Origin of the sequence: Chryseobacterium sp. JV558, assembly GCF_033712365.1 — a bacterium.
In the GTDB taxonomy this organism is placed as follows: Bacteria; Bacteroidota; Bacteroidia; order Flavobacteriales; family Weeksellaceae; genus Chryseobacterium.
Genome location: NZ_WJHU01000003.1, coordinates 674,280 through 697,397, shown reverse-complemented (window position 1 = coordinate 697,397; position 23,118 = coordinate 674,280). Strand labels below are relative to the sequence as shown.

The 23,118-nt window shown below is 37.3% G+C and carries 16 protein-coding genes and 1 pseudogene; 8 read left to right on the top strand and 9 right to left on the bottom strand.

The genetic code is table 11. The annotated features are described in order from the left end of the window. Positions 1–49 precede the first annotated feature (49 nt). The 5 genes from GFU89_RS14160 to GFU89_RS14140 all read left to right on the top strand — a co-directional run bounded on the left by GFU89_RS14160 (position 50) and on the right by GFU89_RS14140 (position 8,295). A complete protein-coding gene (locus tag GFU89_RS14160; RefSeq protein ID WP_318847739.1) occupies positions 50–2,875 on the top strand; it encodes a TonB-dependent receptor in 2,826 nt (941 codons plus the stop codon). 9 nt (positions 2,876–2,884) lie between these two features. Next, positions 2,885–4,195, top strand: coding sequence for a DUF5690 family protein (locus GFU89_RS14155; protein ID WP_318847738.1), 1,311 nt, complete (start codon positions 2,885–2,887; stop codon positions 4,193–4,195). Positions 4,196–4,206: 11 nt separating this feature from the next. After that, positions 4,207–5,361 (top strand): TIGR03364 family FAD-dependent oxidoreductase, encoded by a 1,155-nt coding sequence (locus tag GFU89_RS14150; RefSeq protein ID WP_318847737.1) that lies wholly within the window; start codon positions 4,207–4,209, stop codon positions 5,359–5,361. A 7-nt stretch (positions 5,362–5,368) separates the two neighbouring features. Then, on the top strand, positions 5,369–6,037 hold the full coding sequence (locus GFU89_RS14145) for an HAD-IA family hydrolase (RefSeq protein WP_318847736.1): 669 nt from the start codon (positions 5,369–5,371) through the stop codon (positions 6,035–6,037). A gap of 404 nt (positions 6,038–6,441) precedes the next feature. Next, positions 6,442–8,295, top strand: coding sequence for an alkaline phosphatase family protein (locus GFU89_RS14140; protein ID WP_318847735.1), 1,854 nt, complete (start codon positions 6,442–6,444; stop codon positions 8,293–8,295). 74 nt (positions 8,296–8,369) lie between these two features. On the opposite strand, the gene GFU89_RS14135 is transcribed toward GFU89_RS14140, so the two are convergent. The 8 genes and pseudogenes from GFU89_RS14135 to GFU89_RS14095 all read right to left on the bottom strand — a co-directional run bounded on the left by GFU89_RS14135 (position 8,370) and on the right by GFU89_RS14095 (position 19,787). Further along, positions 8,370–8,855 carry a GNAT family N-acetyltransferase gene (locus tag GFU89_RS14135; RefSeq protein WP_318847734.1) on the bottom strand — a complete coding sequence of 162 codons (486 nt, stop codon included), beginning with the start codon at positions 8,853–8,855 and terminating at the stop codon, positions 8,370–8,372. 14 nt (positions 8,856–8,869) lie between these two features. Continuing rightward, positions 8,870–10,285, bottom strand: coding sequence for a PLP-dependent aminotransferase family protein (locus GFU89_RS14130; protein WP_318847733.1), 1,416 nt, complete (start codon positions 10,283–10,285; stop codon positions 8,870–8,872). Between the two features lie 40 nt (positions 10,286–10,325). After that, a complete protein-coding gene (locus GFU89_RS14125; protein WP_318847732.1) occupies positions 10,326–10,694 on the bottom strand; it encodes a hypothetical protein in 369 nt (122 codons plus the stop codon). Between the two features lie 234 nt (positions 10,695–10,928). Then, positions 10,929–15,727, bottom strand: a pseudogene (locus GFU89_RS23350) (DNA repair ATPase). A gap of 136 nt (positions 15,728–15,863) precedes the next feature. After that, positions 15,864–17,885, bottom strand: coding sequence for an SPFH domain-containing protein (locus GFU89_RS14110; protein WP_318847729.1), 2,022 nt, complete (start codon positions 17,883–17,885; stop codon positions 15,864–15,866). A gap of 125 nt (positions 17,886–18,010) precedes the next feature. Continuing rightward, positions 18,011–18,667 (bottom strand): hypothetical protein, encoded by a 657-nt coding sequence (locus GFU89_RS14105; RefSeq protein WP_318847728.1) that lies wholly within the window; start codon positions 18,665–18,667, stop codon positions 18,011–18,013. 3 nt (positions 18,668–18,670) lie between these two features. Beyond that, positions 18,671–19,372, bottom strand: coding sequence for a PspA/IM30 family protein (locus GFU89_RS14100; protein ID WP_318847727.1), 702 nt, complete (start codon positions 19,370–19,372; stop codon positions 18,671–18,673). A 19-nt stretch (positions 19,373–19,391) separates the two neighbouring features. After that, a complete protein-coding gene (locus GFU89_RS14095) occupies positions 19,392–19,787 on the bottom strand; it encodes a molecular chaperone Tir (RefSeq protein ID WP_318847726.1) in 396 nt (131 codons plus the stop codon). Between the two features lie 100 nt (positions 19,788–19,887). On the opposite strand from GFU89_RS14095, the gene GFU89_RS14090 reads away from it, so the two are divergent. Beyond that, positions 19,888–20,535, top strand: a complete 648-nt coding sequence (locus GFU89_RS14090; protein ID WP_318847725.1) for a helix-turn-helix transcriptional regulator — start codon at positions 19,888–19,890, stop codon at positions 20,533–20,535. Between the two features lie 260 nt (positions 20,536–20,795). Beyond that, positions 20,796–21,542, top strand: coding sequence for a ThiF family adenylyltransferase (locus GFU89_RS14085; RefSeq protein WP_318847724.1), 747 nt, complete (start codon positions 20,796–20,798; stop codon positions 21,540–21,542). Positions 21,543–21,553: 11 nt separating this feature from the next. Here GFU89_RS14085 and GFU89_RS14080 read toward each other — a convergent pair whose 3' ends face one another. After that, positions 21,554–22,312: a helix-turn-helix transcriptional regulator gene (locus tag GFU89_RS14080; RefSeq protein WP_318847723.1), complete on the bottom strand. Its 759-nt coding sequence runs from the start codon at positions 22,310–22,312 to the stop codon at positions 21,554–21,556. A gap of 124 nt (positions 22,313–22,436) precedes the next feature. Between GFU89_RS14080 and GFU89_RS14075 the strand changes: the two genes are divergently transcribed. Next, entirely contained in the window at positions 22,437–23,081 is a 645-nt protein-coding gene (locus GFU89_RS14075) for a hypothetical protein (RefSeq protein ID WP_318847722.1), read from the top strand. Positions 23,082–23,118: the final 37 nt, after the last annotated feature.

Sequence of the window (23,118 nt, the reverse complement as noted above, 5' to 3'; positions counted from 1 at the left end):
TATTAAAATTATTAGCGTGATTTGCATAAAAAATTTAATATATGTAAAAATGAAAACAAATTTAGAGAAATTACTTACCCTTGTTTTTGTCTGTTTCATTGTCTTTGTTTCAGCACAGAAACAGTTAATTATAGGAACTGTTCTTGACGACAGCCAGCCTCTCCCCGGGGCAACAGTCAAAATAAAAGGTTTATCCAGAAATATAATAACTGATATTGAAGGAAAACTTACCATCAATGATATCAAAGAAGGTCAATATATTTTACAAATCAGCTATATCGGTTATGAATCAGCGGACATCAATGTTGATCTGAAACAAGAACAAACAGTTGATTTAGGAATCATAAAGCTTTCCCAGCCCCGAAAAAACATTGATGAAGTAGTGGTTACGGGAACACTTAAAAATACAGAAGCGAGAGCGTTGAACCTTCAGAAAAATGCGATCAATATTACCAATGTGATTGCTTCAGACGGAATCGGAAAGCTACCGGACAGAAATGCAGCAGAGACGGTACAGCGTGTACAGGGAGTTTCCATTGAAAGAGACCAGGGAGAAGGACGATTTGTTTCCCTGAGAGGACTTCCACCATTCTGGGCATCTACAACCATCAATGGAAACAGACTTCCAACGGCTGAGGAAGAAACGACTTCCAGAGCTACAGCTTTTGACTTCTTTCCTACGGAACTGATCTCATATGTACATGTAAACAAGTCTTTTACCCCAGATATGGAAGCAGACGGAATTGGTGGCGGCGTAAACTTTATCACCAAAACTCCCCCAATGAAGACAGAATTCAAAGCAACGATTGGAAGCGGATATAATGCAAAAGCTGATAAAGGTGTTTACAATCTTGGCTTTTTATATGGAGGAAGAACAAAAGATAAAAAATTCGGGTACTTGTTCAATTTTGCCCATTTCATAAGAAACTGGTCTACAGATAATTTCGAGGCCAGAAGAAGCGGAGACGAAGGAGTTTTCAGACTGGAGCTTCGTGATTATAACGGGGTAAGAAAGACAACCGGGATTAATACGGCTTTTGAATATGTTTTATCTCCAAAAACAACTTTCTATTTAAAAGGAATGTATGGTACCTTATCAGATGACGAGACCCATTACAAACACAGAATCCGATTTGATAAATTCAGCAGTGCTAACAATACAGCAAGAGTTGAGCTTCAGAATATCCACAATTTATTGATTACAGAGCTTACTTCGGTTTCTTTGGGCGCGGTTCATCAATTAAATAAAGGAAAAATCGACTGGGATTTATCTTATTATGATAATAAGTTCAAGTATGGAAATATCCCAGACAAACAAAATAACTCCTACTATGTCATCAAGTATACGCAATCTGGTGTAGGGATCAATCCTGATTATATTTCCAATCATGGAAATGGCCCACGAGCATACTGGAAAGCGGATGGAGGAAAATTAGACTATAAAAATCCGGATGCTTTATTTGGTTTTTACAGTGATCCGAACTTTAAAATGGATGCTTCCCAAATGAGATTTACAGATCTTGAATTCTATAAAGTTTTTGTAGAGGAAAAGGATAAAATCGTTGCGGCATTTAACCATGAGATCAATGCTTCTGATAAACTGACTTTAAAGTATGGTTTCAAATACAGAGATAAAGAGCGTAATGCAAAGTTCTCTGATATTTTCTACAACTGGAGCAACGGAACAGCCCCACTTCTGTCTGAGTTTTCACAATATATCACGACCCAGCCCAACGGACCAAAATATTTAAGTGAAATGAATACCCACATCGGGAATACTTTCGGACCGGTACTTTCTACCAATGGAATGAATCAATTCTGGTATGATCATCAGGGAAATCTGAAAATTAATACTGCTGATTCCGAAGCACTGGAATATAATAAAGCATTAGGAAGAAACTTTGATGTGTTTGAAAAACATGCGGATGCTTATGGGATGGCAACGTATAAACTGAATGATAAGATCATCATTTTAGGAGGAATCAGATTATCAAACACCAATACCAAAGTAAAAGGATACAGCGTAAATGATGATGTACTGACTCCTGTAGAAAATACCAAAAACTACCTGGCTGTTCTTCCGATGATTCATTTGAAATATACATTAAATGATAAAACCAACCTTCGTTTTGCAGCAACAAGAACTTTCTCAAGACCGAATTTTGGAGATCTTACACCAGGAGGAACTTATATTGAAGCGGACAACGAGTTCAAAGGAGGAAATCCCAACCTTAATCCTACTTATTCTTTGAATTTTGACCTGATGGGAGAATATTATTTTTCCAATGTAGGAATTCTAAGTGGTGGTGTTTTCTATAAATCAATTACAGATCCTATTTTTCAGGATTCTTTTATCGGAAGCTATAACGGAATGAATGGTGTACAGTTTACAGCCCCAAACAACGGAAAATCAGCATGGTTAGGAGGTATTGAACTGGGAATCAACAAGAGATTTGACTTCCTTCCAGGGTTTCTACAGTATTTCGGAGTACAATTGAATGCTACATTCATGACTTCTGAAATGGAAAAGCCAAGCGGGAGAACGGTAGCCCTTCCTTATCAGGCAAAAGAATTGTATAACGCCCAGCTTTTCTTTGAGAAAAAAGGATTCAATGCAAGACTGGCTTACAACTACAAAGGAAAATATGCTGTGGAATATGCTGAAGAGGACATCAATGATTCTTATTATGGTAAATACAGCAATCTTGATTTCGGAGGTTCTTACCAGTTTACAAAATACCTGACTTTATATGCAGATGTCAACAATATTCTGAACAAACCTCTGATTTATCACTTTGGTAAAAATGAAGACCGTCCTGAGCAGGTAGAATATTATGGAGTACGATTCAATCTTGGAGTAAAACTGAACTTCTAATCCATTACTATGGCCAGAACAATCAATAAAAAAACATTAGTAACACTGAAGGCTGCATTTGCTGCTTTCGGTGTTTACTTCTGCATGTACGGTTTCAGAAAACCTTTTACCGTAGCATCTTTCGAGGGACTTTCCTATTTAGGGGTAGATTATAAGATTCTGATTATCATTGCCCAGGCGGTAGGATATTTTATCTCAAAATTCATCGGGATCAAATTTATTTCTGAACTGAAACCTCAGAAAAGGCTCACGTACTTATTCGTTTTTATTGCCATTGCAGAACTTGCGTTGTTAGGATTTGCAGCCGTTCCTGCCCCTTACAATATTATATTTATGTTCATCAACGGTATCCCATTAGGAATGATCTGGGGAATTGTTTTTTCCTACATTGAAGGACGGAAAACCACGGAAATTATAGGCTTATTTTTATGCTCAAGTTTCGTAGTTTCTTCAGGGTTTACAAAATCTGTAGGGAAATTTCTGATGGATACTTTCTCCATTTCAGAGTTTTGGATGCCGTTTTCTGCCGGACTTATTTTTGTTATTCCTTTACTTCTTTTCGGGCTTCTTCTTGAAAGAATTCCGAAGCCTACAGACGAGGATATTTTGCTTAAAAACAAAAGACAGCCGTTGAATGGCGCAGAAAGAAGAGCACTGATCCAGCAGTTTTTTGTACCGATTGTTTGTATCATATTTTTGTATATCAGTTTAACGGTTTTAAGGGACTTCAGAGATAATTTCAACCGTGAAATCTGGGACGGACTGCATTTTAATCTTGATAGCTCCATTTTCACCTTAACGGAGATCCCTATTGCGGTGATGGTTCTTTTGATTTTAAGTTTTATGGTGAAAGTGAAGAATAATAAAAGAGCATTTGCCTACTATCATTATATTCTTTTCACAGGAATTCTCACCGTAGGGCTTTCTACTTATCTATTTCAGCAGGGTTCTCTGTCTCCGTTTTTATGGATGACGGTTTCAGGTTTTGGAATGTACATCTGCTATATTCCTTTTAACGGAATTTATTTTGACCGGATGATTGCAGCATTTGAAATCAAAGGAAATGTAGGTTTCCTGATCTACATTGTAGACTCGTTCGGGTATCTTGGAAGTGTCTTGATTCTGCTGTACAAAAACTTCGGTTCGGCCAAGACTTCATGGTTACATTTTTATATCAACTTAAATTATATCATCACCGTAACGGTTTTTGTTCTTTCGGTGATTGCTTTTCTGGCTTTCAGGAACAAATCCAAGCCGAAATCAAACTTAAACTCAAACTCTAATCAATTCATCAATTTCGATACGTCGAAAATCTTATAAATTATAATACAATGACAACAAAATTTGATTTAATCGTTGTAGGAGGTGGAATTTTAGGAACATTCCATGCTTATCATGCGCTGAAGAAAAATCTTAAGGTAGCTATACTGGAAAGAAATTCTGTTCCTCAAGGGGCTACTGTAAGGAATTTTGGACAGGTCGTACCCTCCGGGATGGATCTGAAATGGCAGAATTTCGGAAGAGAAAGTCTTGCCATCTATAACGAACTTCACTCCCAGGCAGACCTTACCATCAGACAAAACGGATCTGTATATATTGCTTCCAACGACGAAGAACTTCAGCTGATTGAAGAACTTTATGAAATCAACAGAAACAATGACTATGAGTCTGTTTTACTATCTAAAAATGACTGTATCAAGAAATATGACGGTCTCCGTTCGGATTATTGTAAAGGAGGTTTATTTTTCCCGCAGGAACTTTCAGTAGATTCTGCAGATATGATTGTAAAACTCCATAAGCTGCTGCAGGAAAAAATGGGTCTGCAGATTTTCTATAATACAACGGTACTTGAAACGAATGAAGATGATCAGAAATGTACCGCTGTAACCGCAGACGGATCGGAATTCAATACTTCTAAAATCATTATCTGCGGCGGCCATGAGTTTAAAACTTTATACCCTAAAGTATTCAATGACAGCGATCTGGAAGTCAGTAAACTTCAGATGCTTCAGACCAAACCACAGGGAATATACTCGCTTCAGGGGAATATTCTTACCGGGCTGTCTGTCAGAAGGTATGAATCATTCAGCGAATGTCCCTCTTTTCAGAAAATCAAGTCTTTAGAAGACCCAAATTCGTTTGAAAAGAAATATGGGGTTCATATTTTATTTAAACAAGCTCTGGACGGTTCTGTCATCATCGGCGATTCTCATGAGTATGCTGATGCTAAAAATGCAGATGATCTCGGATATGATCTTAATATGGAGATTGACGAATTCATGATTCATGAGGCTAAAAAAATTATTGATCTTCCGACTTATGAAATCCAGAGAAGATGGTTTGGAATCTATTCTCAGTGCAAAACCAAAGATATTTTTGAGCACAGCCCTTCTGCCAATATTCATATTGTAACCGGTATCGGAGGAAAAGGAATGACGGGAAGCGGTGGCTTCTCCAAGTTTAATATTGAAAAAATTTACGCATAAAATTCAAATGAAAAATATAGAATTACTGGTTCTGGATATGGCCGGAACAACGATTGATGAAGACAATGTAGTATACAAAACACTTACTAGTGCTGTTAATGATTACGGCTATGTTGTAAGCCTTGAAAAGGTATTATCCAGCTGTGCCGGAATGGAAAAACTGGAAGCCATCACAAGTCTTTTAAAAGAAATCAATGGAAATGAAGAGGATGCTCCTGCTATTTTCGAGAATTTTTCTGATCAGCTAAAAGAATCGTATAAAAACCTTGAGATAAAACCCATCAATGGCACTGAAAATTTTCTTCTTCACATGAAGTCTCAGAATAAAAAGATTGTTTTGAATACAGGATATACTTCTGAAATCGCTCATCAGCTTTTGAATAAACTCAACTGGAAAGAAAGTATTCATTTTGATGCATTAATCACTGCAGATGATGTTTTGGAAAGCCGTCCGAGCCCTGAAATGATTCATCTTGCTATGAAGAAATTCAATATCACTGAAGCTCACAAAGTTTTAAAAGCGGGAGATTCTGTTATTGATGTTGAAGAGGGTAAAAATGCAGGCTGTGGATTAACGATTGCTGTTCTTTCAGGGGCTCAAAGCAGAAGAGAACTGGAAAAAGCTGCTCCTGATTATATTCTGAATACCATTTCTGAAGCTGAAGATCTTCTTTAATAACTTCTTTTTCAACCTATTTTTTAGTACTTCTTGACACAAATGTTTTCGTGGTAATCCATTGAAAATGTTTGTGTTTTTACCACCCCGTCAAATTATAAATTTGATACCCCTCCGGAGGAGGGGAATATCGTACGTTTGATTGACTATTTGTGAAAAGCAGAGATTTCCGAATACTTTTATGAACTTTATATTCTCAAAGCTCGTCACTTAAAATAAACAGGTTTTTATTCGTTTTTGTGACTTTTGTGGTTAAACATTTAACCTTCTTTTTCGGAACTTTTTAATTATCAATTAATTAATTTCCAGTTCACATATGTTTACAAATAGTAAACTAATTTTACAATAGTTAAAAATAAATTACTATTTGTAAACTTTTCAATTTTCAAAAACTCTTTTTTCCTATGAAAACAAAACTATTCTCAATGGCTGTTGTAATGAGCTGCTTTCTTGGAGCTCAGACAAAAAAAGTCCTTTTTATCGGAATTGACGGATGTCGTGCAGATGTAATGATGTCTACGCCTACACCCAACATTCAAAACCTCATCAGTCAGTCTATCTATTCTATTGACGGGCTTTGCGCTGCCACTACCTGGAGCGGAAACGGATGGAGCACTATGCTTACCGGAGTATGGCACACCAAACATAATGTTCAGGACAATAACTTTACCAGCCCAAACTATGTGAATTACCCAGACTTTTTAACAAGAGCAGAAACTTACAATCCTAATCTGAGAACGATTTCTCTAGCTCACTGGGTACCAATCAATGATAAAATCATACAGAATGCTGATGTGAAGACTAATCTGGCAACAGATCTTGCTGTAAAAAATGCGGCTGTAACGGCTTTGCAGAATGATAATCCAGACATTCTCTTTGTAGATTTTGATGATGTAGACCACGCAGGACATTCTTATGGATTCTCTTCAAGTGTTCCTCAGTATGTTTCTTCTATTAAAACTACAGACACTTATATAGGAGAAATTGTTGCTGCCATGAAAAACAGACCATCTTATAACAATGAAGATTGGTTAGTCGTTTTGACAACAGATCATGGAGCGGTAGACAGTTCTCATGGAGGCGGAAATCTTTCTGAAAGAAATATTTTTACGGTGTATTCTAACCCTGGATTTACTCCGCAGCAGATCAGCAAAACTGTACTGGAATCCAATAAAACTTTTAATCAGTTGAATTTTCCGGCAGGAACTTATGCAAAACCAACGAATCAGACTCCTTTTAATTTTGGCGCGAATCAGGATTTTACGATTGAATTTTGGGTAAAACCTAACGCCTCTTATTCCAGTGATCCGGTAATGATCAGTAATAAAAACTGGGCTAACGGGAAAAATAAAGGATTTGTTTTCTCAGGATATTCAGGGCAGACTTTCAAGATGAACATTGGTGACGGTACCAATAGAATAGACCTTGTAGGAGGAAAAGTAGAAACCAATAAGTGGAAACATATTGCTGCTAGCTTTGACAGAGACGGTCTTGTAACATTGTATGAAGATGGTGTTCCTGTAACTTTTGCTAAAATGAATACCATTGGAAATATTGATTCCGGGCTTCCTTTAACTTTAAATCAGGATGGAACAAATACGTATGGAATCAATCTGGCGGCTTCTTATAAAGATGTAAGAGTATGGAAATCTGCACTTCCAAATGATGTGATAGTAAATTGGGCTAACCAGAATATTACTTCTTCACATCCTTATTATGCTCAGCTAGTGGCTAACTGGAGATGTAATGAAACTTCAGGAAACACGTTGACAGATTCAGGTCCAAATGCGAATAATATGACCGCGACAGGTTCTCCGACATATAATGCTAATACAGTCAACAATTTTAAAGTATATGATTATACCTCAACAACGAGAGAAACAGATCATTTCCCTACTGTATTGAATTGGCTTTGCATTCCGGTACAGACTTCATGGGGAATTGATGGAACCAATAGAATTCCAGTTTGTTCCAAGGAAACATTGGCAGCAAAAGACACGAAAATAATCGCTGATGATTTTAAAATCTATCCGAATCCTGTATCAACATTCATTGGAATTCAGTATCAATCTGAGGATAAAGATATTAAAGCAGAAATCATTGATAGTAAGGGCTCGATTGTTTCAACGACACCTCTACAGTCTTCAAGAGGATATTATGATGAAAAAATCAATATCGGAAATCTTCCGGCGGGCGTGTATTTTATTAAAATCAATGGAAGTAAAAAGTCAATGACCAAGACTTTCATCAAGAAATAAAACAGTAAAGCAATTAGATTTAAATTTTGATATTAGAACAAGGATATTTCTATCCGAGTTCTAATATTTTTTTGTTATATATTCAGATTCAGTTCCATCTGTACATCTACACGGTCATATCCTGCGTCAACAATGGGCACATGCTTAAAACCAAGTTTTTCATAAAGCTTTATTGCAGGAACCAGCACAGAATTCGTTTCCAGAACTATTTTTTCAGCATTCAGGCTCTTTGCCAGATCCACTAATGCTGTTCCTAATAAATAGCCGATTTTCTTTCCCTGAGCTTTAGGGCTTACCGCCATCTTTGACAGCTCAAAAGTAAGAGGTTCCTCTTTCTCTTTTACTAATGCACACGTTCCTACTGCTTCATTATTTAACAATGCAAAAACAATATATCCTCCTTTATTTAAAATATGTTCTTCGGGATTATCCAGCAGTTTATAATCACTGGCTTCCATCACAAAAAATGTTTTGATCCACTCTTCATTTAAAGCTTTGAAAGCTTCTTTATACTGAGGTTCATAGGCTGCAATTTTTACTTCATTATTGTTATCATTCATCGCTATAGGGTTTATTAAATTCTGTTTTTTATCATTTTCCCCAGTTTTTCCAGATCACTTTCTACTCTATCTGTCCATTCCAGGGCATAGTTCAATCGCATACAGTTTTGATATTGATTATACTGTGAAAACATTCTTCCGGGGGCAAAGTTTATTTTCTGTTCAAATGCTATATCATAAAGATCTTCTGTACAAATTCTCTTATCCAGTTCCAGCCAGAGCATAAAACCTCCTTTAGGTTCTGAGATTTTGGTATTGTCCGGAAAATATTCAATCACGGATTTCTGAATCTGAAGATAATTGGCGTAGAGTTTTTTCCTGAACATTCTCAGATGATGATCGTACCTTCCATGGGAAAGGAAATCTGAGATCACATCTGAAAATAATGACGGACTGGAAACCGTCTGAACAAGCTTCTGGCGGATAATTTTTTCTTTAAATTTTCCCGGAGCTACCCATCCTGTCCTAAAACCGGGAGCCAATGTTTTGGAAACTGATCCCACCCACATCACAATTCCTGCTTCATCATAAAATTTACAGGGTTTTGGTCTTCCTGCTCCAAAATAGATGTTTCCGTAGACATCATCTTCAATTAGCGGAACATTTTGCTCAGTAAGCATTTTTACCAACTCTTTTTTGTTCTCATCAGGCATCTGAAATCCTAACGGATTGTTATAATTGACCACAAAACAGCACGCAGAAAGTTTTGGAAGCACCTTTTTTAAAGCATCCAGATCCACTCCTGTAATGGGATGAGTAGGAATTTCTACAGCCTTCAATCCTAATAAATGAATGGCCTGAAGGATGCCAAAATAGACCGGACTTTCCACCGCTACGCAATCACCGGGTTTGGTAACTGCCATCAGACAATTATAAACACCATTCATTGCTCCGGAAGTAATTACCAGGTCATCTTCTGTAATTTTCCCTTCCATTACCATTGCCCATTTGGCAATTTCACGCCGAAGCTGTTCACTTCCCTGCACCGATTCGTAATTGACCCCGCTGTCACTTTTCCTCTTCACCACATCAATCATGCATTTTTTCATCTTGGCTACCGGAAGAAGGCTTTTCCCGGGAATCCCCAAGGCAAACTGTGTCACATCTGTACCGGCAATGGTTCCGAATACTTTATCAAAAAGATCCTGAGGTGTATTTTTCCCTTCCGAAAGCTTCATTTGAGCCACAGATGGCAAGGCCAGTTTCCGTTGGGAAGTCTGGCTTACATAATATCCGTATTTAGGGCGTGATTCTACCAGCGATCTGCTTTCCAGTTCCATATAAGCTTGTTTTACGGTATTCAAGCTTACGTTGTATAACTTTTGGGCACTTCTCAGTGAAGGCAGCCTGTCTCCAAACTGCAGGGTTTCACTTTTGATCTGCTCTGTGACAGAGTTGGCTATTTTAAGATACAGAACATCTTTCGGCATCGTATTACTGTTTTAAGTAAATGTACAATTTTATCATTCTTTATTCAAGATTCAGCCAGCTGATCATTCTGCTGATACTGCTTTTTAATTGTTCTGAATCCCTGAAATTAGGCGTATTATTATTTTTAAAATATCTTTCAGCATGAGAAGAAAACGCTCTCTTTTTGGCTTCTGACATTCTGTTTCTATCATACATTATAAAAGAGATTTCATTCTTTTCATTCACAATAAGACTGGCAAATGCAACGGTCTCATTTTTCTTTTTTACCAACATAAAAGGAAGTCCGAAATTCGGGTCTACTTTCTTTACATCTTTCATCTGCAGGAAAATATTTTTCAGCTCCGGCATGTCCGAAATATAAGCTTCGGCATACTGAATCTGCTCCTGACGTTGAACTATCGTTTCCATAAGTACTCTTCTTGCTTAACAAAATTATGGAGTCTTTATGTTTGGATACAGATACAGAAGTACACAATATTACAGGTACAGATTTTTTATTTAACCCTTTTACCTCTCATAGATGAAGCAGATTGTGCAAATTTTTTATAAATAATTATAAGACCGCGTGAAGAACAGAAATAAAAAAATAGACTGCTTCTATCTGAAACAGCCTGTTTGCAACTATTTAAAGTTTCATGGTTATTATTCTGTTTTTTTTAAGACTTCTTTGATTCCTTCCAGTCCTTCACCAAATTGAGCTAGCAGTGCTACAATCTGTGACATCCTGTCGTTTTCTCCTAAGCCTCTTAGAGTTTTATTTTTTACAAAAATCTTCTTGATTTCATCCCAACGTTCTGCTTCTTCTTCTGAAAGAATTCTCATAAGTTCTTTCAGCTTCAGCATATTGGCTTCTGCACCTGTTGTCAGCGTCTGGGATTCGTTCTGATAATGGTTCAGGATAATCTGAGTGACTTCATTGGCTTTCAGAATCGGCTGAATCTGTGCAATCAGTTTATTCATATTACGATAAGATCCCTGCAGTTTGAATGATGGCTCATTTCGGTAATCGTCTGACATGGCCGCGGATGAAATGTATTCTTTATTCACCTTCAAAACCATGTCCCTTACTTTAATCGTATTTTTTAGTACTGCTCTGAAGTCTGATATTTCATTCGAGCTGAAATTCCCTTTCAGATTATCGGCTGGGTTATCGGTAATGACACTGTCATACAGTTCATACAGGTTTTCCATTCCAGGATTGGTAAGCCGGGTCAGATATTCGTTAGACATCAGGGCATTTTCAATAAGGCTCAGGTCGAAAAGAGTTGTTTTTGATCCGGATATTTCTCCAAGGTTGTACGTGTCCGAACGGTTGGCAAGCATATCTGGGATTTTAAATTTCTCTCCGTTTTCAGTATATGGATTTCCTGCCATTACCAGACAGAATCGCTTAGACCGAAGGTCGTATGTTTTGCTTTCCCCATTGTAAATTCCTTCAATTTTTCTCTGCCCATCAGCAAGGGAGATGAATTTCTGTAAAAATTCAGGGTTACAATGCTGGATATCATCAAGGTACAGCATGACGTTGTCTCCCATTTCCAACGCAAGATTTAGTTTTTCCAATTCCTGTCTTGCGCCAGCATTTTTAGCTCCCGAAGGATCTGTTGACACAATATCATAGCCTAAGGAGGGTCCGTTGATCTTCATAAAGACCAGTCCCATACGTTCAGCCATATATTCCATCAGTGTTGTTTTTCCGTATCCCGGTGGAGATACGAGAAGAAGCATTCCCATTCTGTCTGTTCTTTTGTCTGAACCTGCTGTTCCTAATTGTTTGGCCAGATTGGCTCCAATCAAAGGAAAATAGACATCATTGATCAGTTTATTTCTCACGAATGAGCTTAATACCTCAGTCTTAAAAGTATCTAGTTTGAGTGCTTTTTTCTTTTCGTTTACCCAGTTGTATTTTAATTCCTGTAATTTTTTATACTTTGGAACCGTGACTGTATTAAAATGGTTCAGGCGGGATACAAATTCAAAATAGTTAATATTATATTCTGTGTCCTTTTCGAGAGATTTTAGTTCTTTTATGGTTGCTTCAAAAGAGATCCTTTTGATGTTTTTTGGATCAAACTTTTGGGTAATGATAAATCCTGTGGTCTCCTTTATGATATTTTGATCCGCTTCAGAATCAAAGGCCTGTAAAGCACTTTCAGCAATATAATAACATGCTGAAGGATAGTGATACATAGCCTGTAACTGCGCAATAAACTCAAGATCTCTGCCTTTTTCTTTCAGCTCTTTTAAAAATAATTCATACAAAACACCTGCTTTTTCTGAGATCAGGAAGTTGTCTTTGTCTTCCTGTTTCAGATATATAGCAGCGTTGATATAATCTGTATCTTTAAGTATACCCTGAGATGATGCAAATACTTTCATTTCTTCTGACAATTCTCTGCTTAGATACTCAAATCCCTGTTTTGCATTGAATGACTGAGCAATAATGGCCGCGGCTTCAAACTGTTTCGTATAATAATCTTTTCTTTCATTATTCAGGAAAAACCAGAAAAGCTGTGCTAATACCCTTTCCTGTGCTGTGAACCTCATTAGTCCCAGCTCATTATGCATCTGCTGAAGCTTCATCACAATGCTTTGGGCATCTTTATCATGAATTCCTTTTACCAGTCCTTCCCCAAAATGCTGAGCCGTAAACTGCTGTACAGCCTGTTCGTTTTGGAGTTCCGAAGCGACTTCCTGATGGTCATAAAATACATTCCAGGCAGATATTCAAATCTTTTTACCTTATTGTTTTCTGAAACAAATTCCTGGTTCCAGACGTCTTTGTATTCATCTGCGATGAAGTTCAGAGGTTCATAAAAACTGGTTCCGGTAAGGTGATAATAATACTGTGCATTTCTCAGCACCAGAGTAAGATCAAGCTTCTGCTGATTAACTGTAAATTTATAATTTCCTAATGCAATAATGCTTTCGCCATCTGCATAGATTTCTTTTTTGTCTTTAAGCTTTCTTATGGACTCCTGCTGTGAAGTTTTCAGAAGTGTCTTAATTTCTTCCGATTTTGCGGAAGCTTCCATTTCTGCCAGCTGTCTTGCAAGGTCTCTTACCTTCTCAACCATAAGATCTGCGGCAAAATACCCATTGATCTCATTTTCAGAGTCAAAAGATTCTGCTTTGGTCTGTACAGATTTCAGGATTCTCTGTGCGGCATCGAAGAGATTCTGGGTTCTTTTATTTCTGGCTTCGGTAAGTTGTACTCTTTTATTCTGGAAATGTCCGTAGACTTCTTCTCTTTTGGTTCCTATCTGTTGGATAAACTCTTCAAAATCGATAAATTTCGTCTCCATTTCTTCCAGCTGGATAGAAAGTTTGGTCAGATATTCATCACATTTCTCAGGAGTTTGTGAAAGTTCCAGAAAATTGATCACCGACTGGTCAAATAGGGTAATCTGAGCCTGGAAATCTGAAGCCAGTTCTTTTCCTGAGATTTCCCTTTTCCTTTTACTGAGTTCAAGTCTTTCCTGGTTCAGCCTTGCAAAGATCAGTGAGATATTTTCAATGATCTGGGTAGATTGGGAAGTATCTTCTATTTTAAGGTTGTTGACAATATCTACCAGCAATTCAAGCTGTCCGGAAAGGGTATTGATATTTTCTTCAATTGTTTTAGCATTAATTGCTTTCTGCAGTTCAATGATGTCTTCCGAGATCTTCTGTGCTTTTTCTTCGTAAGGTAATAGCGCTCCTTCCTGAAGCAGAAAATCCACACAGGCATTGGAAAGCTCGTTGTAACGGTCTGCAAGAGATTTTTCCAGTGAATCCAGTAAAGCGGTATCCGCATATTTCAGTTCTCTGGTTCCGGTTACCTCTCCTCTTAAAGTCCTGATCTGTGAGAGAGCATCAATATATTCCATCAGTTGGGAATAGTGAAGCCTTTTGGTATCATCCAGAATCTTTTCACAGGAAAGCTTTATTTTTTCTAAAGCTTCTTCTGTATTCTTTCTCTGCTCTACTACCTTTTCATATTCATTAATAGCAGAATGAGCAATGGCTCTGATTTCTTTCAGCGGCTGATCAAGTTTTTCGACTTCATTTTCACCCAGAAAGTAGTACGTATCCAGAATGAATGTGGAAAGCTTCACAATATCATCATAAAGACCGCTATAAGAATCTTTTTTGTGGAGAAGGGTAATCAGCTCCTGGCTTTCTGCCATCACCCTTACAATATCTTTGTTCCCGATTTTGTATAATAAACTGTCTGCTTTTTCAAGATTGGGAGTGAGTTCCTTGGAAAAAGGAGTCTGCCATATCTGCGCCAGATGATGTTTGGTTGTTTCAATACTTTCTCTGAGGTAGATCAGTTTTCCGTCATTGAGAAAGGTAAAACCACTGCACCGAATTGGTGTTTCTATGGTCTGGGTAATGATATTATAGGAAATCAGCTGATAATTGTTGGTCTTATCATCATAGAAAACATACAAAAAATTCTCACCGTTAGGCTCTATGACAGTTTTCAGATAGTAAAGCCTATTTTGATCCTGAGAAATCACTTTTAAGCCTCCGGTCTGAAGAGCATATCCATTGGAAAACAATACCCCTTGATTTTCTGGAAGCAAAAGTCCTGAATATTTAAGAGCATCTGCTTTGGAAACCGTTTTTTCTTTGTGGTTATAAATGAAATAACGTTCTGTTTCCTGGTAAGGTTTTATTTTAAACAAAACAAGATTGTCGAGATCACAAAAGTGGATCTCGGCATCATCAAGATTCTGGTCTTTATGAATGACATCTTCAGCATAAATGCCTTTTCCCGTATCTGTATTGTCTTCGACTTTGATGGTAATATCACCTCCAATACTTTCTACAAAAACTTTATCCGCCAAAGAGACATGCGGATGTTTCCCGGAGCGCTGCATATCTCTTGTCGCCTTTGTCCAGACAAAGCCATGCTGAACCGGGTATGAGGTTTCTGAAGCACTTCTGGAGTCTACATAAATAAGCTTATTTTCTTTGATAAGCCATTTAAAAGCTTTGATATCCGTAGTGCTTTCCGAAAGCTGAAAAACCATATACAGATAATTTTCCGTAAAGGTAAATCTGGCAAAGAAAGTATTTCTGTAATATTTGTAAAGGTTTTTGAACTCATCAATAAATACCTCATCATTAATGAGGGTATAGTCCTGCGGTTCAAACCGGTTATTATTAATGGCATAGATTGAAAAAACATCCGAAATATTAATTTCTGTCTGAAGGCCAAGATGAGCATTGGAGCCAAAAATCAACTGATTTCCCAAAGAATAGATATCCTTGGCAATACAGCTGTGATCTGTCGAAATTCTCTCGTTGGCAATAAGAGAAAAATCGATCCCTCCAAATATATTTTTACGATTCTCGTTAAGCTGCTGAAGCCTTTGAATCAGATCATTCTTCTGCTCATTCAGACGGCTTTGAATAATTTCGTAGGTTCCAGAATTAAGTTGTTCTGACATCGTATTTATTTAGTGGTCATGACCGTGCTGTATTGCAGCAGGTCTTGGATGAAACTTGCGCTTTTATGCTAAAATTTTATTTTTTTAGTTTTAACCTTATAGGTTTACAAAGTATCAAACGCGCTTAAATAATGTATTAAACGTGATTATTATTCACCGGCTTATGTTCTACTCCCAAATGTTTAGCCATATCAAGGGCTCTCTCCAGAATTCCTTTTTCCTGCTGGCTCGCCACTCCGTTCAGCTTAAAGATCAGGGAAGCAATGCTCATATTTTTAATATCTTCTGAAGAGATTTTGTATTTATCTACCATCCCCATTACTTTTCCAATGATATTTTCACCATCACCCAGAAGGCTTTCTTTTACAATCTGTGCATTCTCGCTGTGGCTGATAAATTTGTCTAATCCTTTTCCGGCAGAAACCTGACGGATAACATTGTCAAAGAATGTATTATCTCCTCCTACAATATCAATTTTTGCAGATTTGAAGGCTTCTGCCAGTACCATAGACTGAGCTTCTGCAATATCTTTCTGAATAGCAATTTGTGCCAGTTCCACATCTTTTTCTTTTGCCAGCTGAAGACGGAATTCTTCGTGTTCTTTTCCAGCATCGTTCAGTTTCTTCATCGCTTCTGCCTTTTCGGTAATTCCCGCTGCTTCCGCTAATGCTTTTTCTTTGATGACTTCTGCCTGTGCAATTCCTTCTTTCTTATTGGCATCTGCTTTTTTCTCAATAACAATCGCTTCCACAATCCCTTGTCTTTCTGCAGCATCAGCTTTAGCGTGCAGTACCTGAGCTTCTGATAACCCTACTGTTGCTTCTTCTTTTGCTTTGGCATCTGCAATGATTTTACGAGCTTCCGCTTCTTTTTCTGCGGCATCTCTTTTTGCCTGTGCTTCGATGACGTATTTCTGCGCATCTTTTTCTGCTGCCAATCTGCGAGATTCTGCGGCTCTGGTTTCTTCAATCAGCTTTTTCTCTGCTTCCTGAGTGGCAATGGTAATTTCTACCTGCTTATTTCTATCTGCCGTTTTGAAAGCTTCAAGATCTTTGATTCCCTGTTGCTCTTCAACTACCGTTTTTTCCATTGTCAGACGCTCGCGGATGGCATCCTGGATGCTTTTCTTCTCCAGTTCTATTGCTTTCTCTTTTTCAATCTGAGCAAGAGAAACAACTCTTTCTCTTTCGGTAGCTTCAAGCGCCTTGTCTTTTAATACTCTTTCTGTTTCTACCAGATCAGCTCGTTCTTTATTTTTAGCAGCAATAACGACCTGACGAAGTTTATTTTCTTCTGCAATCTGTAATTTTTCTTCTGTGGCAATACGAACCGTTTCATATCTCAGACGTTCTTCTTCTCCTACCTTTAAAATCTCCGCATTCTCACGAGATTTGATATTGGCTACTTCTCTTTTTTGAGATTCTTCTTTTTCTGCCAGTTGTTTTTCCAGTTCCAGAATGGCTTCACGGGCTTCTACATTCTGCTTGGTAATGGTTTTTTCTTCATCACGGCGAACCTGATTGGCTTTGATATTCTGGGTTGCTGTAAGTTCTGTAATTTTTTTAATCCCCTCAGAATCAAGGATATTATCTTTATCCAGTTTATCAATAGAAGTCTGTTCAAGGTAATCTATAGCACAGTCATCCAGTACATATCCATTAAGATCTGTTCCGATGATATCAAGAATTTCCTGACGGAATTCGCTTCTGGCTTCATATAATTCGGTAAAATCAAATTTCTTTCCTACGGTTTTAAGGGCTTCAGAAAATTTGGCTTCAAAAAGCTCTCTCAATGTATGAGCATCTGACGCACGCTGACAGCCAATCGTTTGCCCCACATTCACAATATCATCTACAGATTTGTTGACACGGATAAAGAAAGCCACCTGAATGTCTGCTCTCATATTGTCTTTACAGATCAGCCCCGCTCTTCCTTCTCTTGATATCTCCAGTTTTTTTACGGAGATGTCAATAGATTCCATACGGTGAATGATGGGGATGACAATACCGGCATTAAAGAAGACCTTTGTACCTCCATAGCCAGTTCTCAAAATAACGATTCCCTGAACGGTTTTTTTATACATCGATAAAATCCAGAAAATCAATCCGACTGTTGCTACGACGGCAACAATAATTCCAGCAATTAAAGGTAAGTTCATAGTTTTATAAGTTTATAGTTTATATATGGATGTGTTTTTTGTTTTAGATATATTGGGATAGGATTTCCAGAATATAGCTCAGCATGACCAAAAAAATAGTTAACATCGTTATTAGTCTTTATATTTTAATATCTTATTGATCGCTGTACATAGTAGAGTCTTTTTTCCGGTTCTTCATCTACAATCATGACACGGGTGCCATGCTCCAGCTTGCTTCCGTCTTTACTTCTCACCATCAGTGTCATAGGGTCACTTCCGATAAAGACTTCCATCATTCCTATTTTATCATCCTGAATGCTTGATTTTAATCGTCCCTCTCTTCCTAAAAAGGCATATGACAACTCTCCTTTATGGTTGATTTCTTTAAAAAAGGGATTCAGGGGCTTTAGAATTATTTTAGTCAGCAGCATTCCTCCAATCATCAAAGGAAAAAGGATCAATATCCCGGCCCATGTAGGAAGTGGAACAAAATAGTTCAGATAAAACGACCCCAGCCAGGTTATCAGTAATGACAGGGTAAGAAAATAGGTAACCGGAACGATATCCAGATTAAGAAATTTCAGGAAATGCATAAATGCCGATGGATCATGATCCGGAGCGTGAAGATGCCCATGCGGTACCTCTATATCTGTATCAGCATCCAGGTCGGAATGAATTCCTACATCGATATCCAACCCGGTGAGAATGGCGAAGAGCCAATAGATTACTGAAAGCCCAAGAAGAACCGTCAGCACCGTATTCACCGGAGAAAATGCTACATTTAAAAATTCCTGAAAGGTCATATATTAGCCTTTTTTAAGTGTTTCTTTTAATTTGTTTAAAGCTTCTTCAGCTTTTGTATCGTGATTGTTTACAATGGCATCTATTTCTTCATCAATGCTTTTTCCTGATTTTGAAAGATCCGAATAGGCTTCTGCCAGAGCTTCCTGCTGTACAACACGGTCCTTTAGCTTTTCAAGCATGCTTACCGTACTTCCGGTATCCATCTGGGTCATCTTCTGATTGATATCTTTCGTGGCCTCACTTACCTGAACTCTTGCTTTCAGGGTTTTCAATTCATTTTCCCACTTGGCAATGCTTGATTTCAGATGATTGATATTTCCCTGCAGTTTTTCGCATTCGTTATACAGTTTTTCATGCTCTTTCTGAAGTGTATTTGCATTTTCCTGTGAAGAAGTCTGCTTTTTTAAGGCTTCTTTGGCAAGACAGTCTGCTTCTGCAGTTTCCACTTCTCCTTTTTCTGCTTTTTGAACAATTACAATGGCTTTGTTGTAATAATCTTTAGCAATCTCTTCTTCTGCCTCTGCTTCATTTTTTTTGCGAATGGTAAGAGCTTTCAACTGGGCAAGGGCTTCAATGCTTTTCCCAAGCTGTTCTTTCATTTCACGAATACCCTCTTCCGTTAAATTGATGGGGTCTTCAAAGCTTTCAATCACAGAATGGATCTCTGCTTTTCCTATTGTTAACAATCTTTTAAAAATGTTCATTTTAAATATCTTTTGTGAATTACTTACTCATTTCAAGCATTTCGGTTGTAAATTCTCCTACAAGGATTCCAAGTGAATTGATGGAGGCCATTACTTCGTTCTGAGCCATATTATCGGTAGGAAGTGTATCTCTGAAAATGACCCGACTTCCGGTTCCGTCCAATACAAATGCTCCGTGAACGATGTCTCTGTTCTTCTGAAGCAGTCTCAGGAATATTTTCTCGGATGGGTTTTTGATTTCAAAAAGAAACTGTTCCATAATCAGGATAGAGTCTGATATTATAAGGATCATATTTTTTATCCCGTTGGATTCTTTTTCAATGATTAAGATTCTCTGAGCTTCATCCTCCAACGTGATGTTAAACTCATAATCTAACAACCACTCTTTGACCGTACTGAATATTTGATTTCTCATGATGGCTGGTTTAGTGTTTTATTTTCGTCTACACAAATATAGCATAAAATTTTCAAAATGCAAATATTATTAGCAATTATTTATTTCAGATTCTCTATATTTGCAAAAAAGATTAGACAAAATGAGCTTCTTCGGAACTAATATTAAGAAAATAAGACAGGTGAAAGGGCTTAGCCAAAAGGCCTTTGCAGACATGTTTGATCTAAACAGAGGAGTAATAAGCTCTTATGAGGAAGGGCGTGCCGAGCCTAAGATTGAAACGATAATAAAGGTAGCTCATCATTTTAACCTTAATCTTGATAAATTACTTACTGAGCCTTTACAGGTAAATCAACTGGTAAGTGTATCTGACATAGACCAGCTTATGCTTTTCCCGGAATTGGCGATTCAGAACAGCAAAGAAGTACAGGCGAAGACGGACAACAATAACCCTAACGCTCCAATATTGCAAAAAATATTAGCATCTGTTGACCTGGTCTATGAATTTACTCCTGAAAAACAATTGCTTCCTGAATATCATTACGGAGACATTTTATTTTTAAATAAGACAGATCTGAAAAACGATCCTTTATCTAATCTATTGGTATATAAAGACGGCAGCCTGCAATATGGACCTGAAACAAAACCAAAACACGCTGATAATCAAAAATATTACAAGATTGTAGGATACGTCTCTACAAATGATAAAAATATTTTCTCTGGTATTTTCGAAAGATTGGAAAATCTTGAAAATAAGTTCAAAAATTAGATAAGAATCCCTCTATAATTTTCATCAATATTAATAAAACTTAGCCATTAAAATAAGCAGGACATTAAAAATGATCTGAAACACCTTCTATCATTAAATTTAATCACCATCTGTTGAATAATAAATATTACGATTTGCTTAAATCCCATATTTAATCTATGTTTTGCATGCTTTTATTTTGATTTTCAGACTTAAAACTAAACTATTGTGTAGTCAAAATTAGGAGGCATAAACCTATTTTTGTATTAAAATAAACAGCAATGGAAGCAAAATATTCTCGAAACAGGTTATACGTACAGGAAGAAGAGCAAAAAGCAATTAAGAATTTTTCTATTCTCCTTGCAGGAAGTGGTATAGGCAGCAATATTGCAGAATGTGCGCTCCGTTTTGGTTTTGAAAATATTACCATTGTGGACGGTGATACTATTGAACAGTCTAACCTGAACCGTCAAAACTACACCCATCAGGATATTTCTTCCTATAAAGCAGAAACATTATACCACCGCCTGAAAAGCATTAATCCAAAGGCCAATATCCGCTATCGGAGTGAATTTATCACCCCAGATAACGTTCATGAAATCATTGGTGAGCATGATATTGCTATCAACGCCCTGGATTTTTCAAGTAATATCCCGGTGGTATTTGACAGAATATGCCAGGAAAAAGGAATGCATATTCTGCATCCTTATAATCTCGGCTGGGGAGGTTTAGTGGCCGTGATAGAACCTAATGGACTTGCTCTTGACATCCTTTCTGATGATAATTTCAATGAACTCAAAATGGTAGAGTACATTGCCGGTTATCTGCGTTTTTGGAGAACTCCCAATGAATGGCTTGAGAATATTATAGACGATTATAAGAAGGAAAAAGAAAATCTTCCTCCTCCCCAACTCGCCATTGCTTCATGGATCGTTGCGGGAATGTGTACGCATGTAATGTTCAAAATAGCCACAGGAAAGCCCCATAAAACCTTTCCACAGTTTTATATGAATGCTATCTCCGAATAGCTACCTGTGCATTAAATCAGCTTGTAATTGGTGGCATAGGATAATGCTTCAGTAATGTTACTTACTCCCATCTTATCAAAAAGCTTTCTTCTGTGAAACTTTACCGTATCGCCTGTTACGTAGATCTTTTCTGCAATTTCATTGATGGTAAGTCCCTGGGCATACAACCTTAATATCTCAGCTTCTCTTTCTGAGAGCTTCACTTTTTCTTCTTTTATCCACCTGTTGTCTTTCAGGTCGTAGTTCCAGATTTCATCTGTGCCTTGCTTTACAATAGATATATTTCCGGATGCGTGATTGTGGGACAAGGATACAATACACATGGCCTTCCACATTTTTCCCTCTGAAGATAAGAAAAGAGGAGTAAGCTTGTGGTTGATAAGGATGGTATTTTTACTTTCATTGACTAAATGAAAATCATAGGAAATCGTATAGAGCTTTCGCTCATGTACCGGCAGATTCTCATAGAATTCAAACCCTACTTCATTGATTTTAAACAACAGATCCAGGTCTTCTTTTTTCACATGCCGGAAATAGAAGGCATAGCCCATTGTTTCTACCTCCTTGGGAGTATGGTCACAAAGGAATAAAGGATTATCTGACACATATTCAAAATTCTGCTTCTGATAATCTATGACATACAAACTCATATAAGTGATCCTGGCAAAAGCTTTAATCACTTCAAGATAATCAGAGGTCTGGTTATTCTCTGACTCTGAGATTGTATCAATACTGTTTTTATTTGAAAAGAATTTTCCAATCTCTTCCATAGTTAAGTTTTTAAGGTACAGTTTTTAGGTTACTACACTTTAGTGTAGACTTTAATGAATCTACACTAAAGTGTAGCATATTCCACCATTCAGTGTAATAATTTTACTATAAAGATAAAAAAATATGGAACATCTTAACTTTTATTCTTTAAGTAATAAAAACTTATACGAACTAGCAGAATTTGTTGTTACCGAAAATTTCAATCATCATGAAAGTTATTCTGATACGGATCAGTTTAAGGCTGAAGTAGAAGATATATATCATGAGGAAAAGAACTTTAAGAAGTCTAAGATTTTTGTTTCCAGAGATCACGAAGATAAGATCAATGGTTCTATAAGAGTCTTTAAATGGAATCACAAGGATGTTCTTCCTTTGGAAAAACTGTTCCATATCAATCCATCTTCTTTTATCAAAAATAAAACCACCCACATTTGGCATATCGGAAGATTTGCTATTAAGAAAGGAATTGATAAAACAGGGTTTGGAATTTTCAAAACGCTAATGGCTTATGCAATCAACGAGGTTTGTCAGAATAAAAATTCTGTTGCTATAGCTGAGTGCGATGCCAAGCTTCTGAAAGTCCTTAAACTTATGGGAATAGAGGCTATTACATTGGCTGAGCCTATTCATTATCTGGGTTCTGAAACCATCCCTGTAATGCTTACTTATAACGGGCTAAAAAAATTCCTTGATAAGAACTGTCATTTGATGACAACACCGGAGGTAAGCGCCCTACACCAAAGTGTAGTATTACAACAAACCGCCTAAAACTACACTTCCGTGTAGCAGCATTCAAAAAACAACA

Excerpts from the sequence above, each read along its gene's own strand:
- GFU89_RS14160 (WP_318847739.1), top strand. The coding sequence starts at position 50 with ATGAAAACAAATTTAGAGAAATTACTTACCCTTGTTTTTGTCTGTTTC.
- GFU89_RS14155 (WP_318847738.1), top strand. The coding sequence starts at position 2,885 with ATGGCCAGAACAATCAATAAAAAAACATTAGTAACACTGAAGGCTGCA.
- GFU89_RS14150 (WP_318847737.1), top strand. The coding sequence starts at position 4,207 with ATGACAACAAAATTTGATTTAATCGTTGTAGGAGGTGGAATTTTAGGA.
- GFU89_RS14145 (WP_318847736.1), top strand. The coding sequence starts at position 5,369 with ATGAAAAATATAGAATTACTGGTTCTGGATATGGCCGGAACAACGATT.
- GFU89_RS14140 (WP_318847735.1), top strand. The coding sequence starts at position 6,442 with ATGAAAACAAAACTATTCTCAATGGCTGTTGTAATGAGCTGCTTTCTT.
- GFU89_RS14135 (WP_318847734.1), bottom strand. The coding sequence starts at position 8,855 with ATGAATGATAACAATAATGAAGTAAAAATTGCAGCCTATGAACCTCAG.
- GFU89_RS14130 (WP_318847733.1), bottom strand. The coding sequence starts at position 10,285 with ATGCCGAAAGATGTTCTGTATCTTAAAATAGCCAACTCTGTCACAGAG.
- GFU89_RS14125 (WP_318847732.1), bottom strand. The coding sequence starts at position 10,694 with ATGGAAACGATAGTTCAACGTCAGGAGCAGATTCAGTATGCCGAAGCT.
- GFU89_RS14110 (WP_318847729.1), bottom strand. The coding sequence starts at position 17,885 with ATGAACTTACCTTTAATTGCTGGAATTATTGTTGCCGTCGTAGCAACA.
- GFU89_RS14105 (WP_318847728.1), bottom strand. The coding sequence starts at position 18,667 with ATGACCTTTCAGGAATTTTTAAATGTAGCATTTTCTCCGGTGAATACG.
- GFU89_RS14100 (WP_318847727.1), bottom strand. The coding sequence starts at position 19,372 with ATGAACATTTTTAAAAGATTGTTAACAATAGGAAAAGCAGAGATCCAT.
- GFU89_RS14095 (WP_318847726.1), bottom strand. The coding sequence starts at position 19,787 with ATGAGAAATCAAATATTCAGTACGGTCAAAGAGTGGTTGTTAGATTAT.
- GFU89_RS14085 (WP_318847724.1), top strand. The coding sequence starts at position 20,796 with ATGGAAGCAAAATATTCTCGAAACAGGTTATACGTACAGGAAGAAGAG.
- GFU89_RS14080 (WP_318847723.1), bottom strand. The coding sequence starts at position 22,312 with ATGGAAGAGATTGGAAAATTCTTTTCAAATAAAAACAGTATTGATACA.
- GFU89_RS14075 (WP_318847722.1), top strand. The coding sequence starts at position 22,437 with ATGGAACATCTTAACTTTTATTCTTTAAGTAATAAAAACTTATACGAA.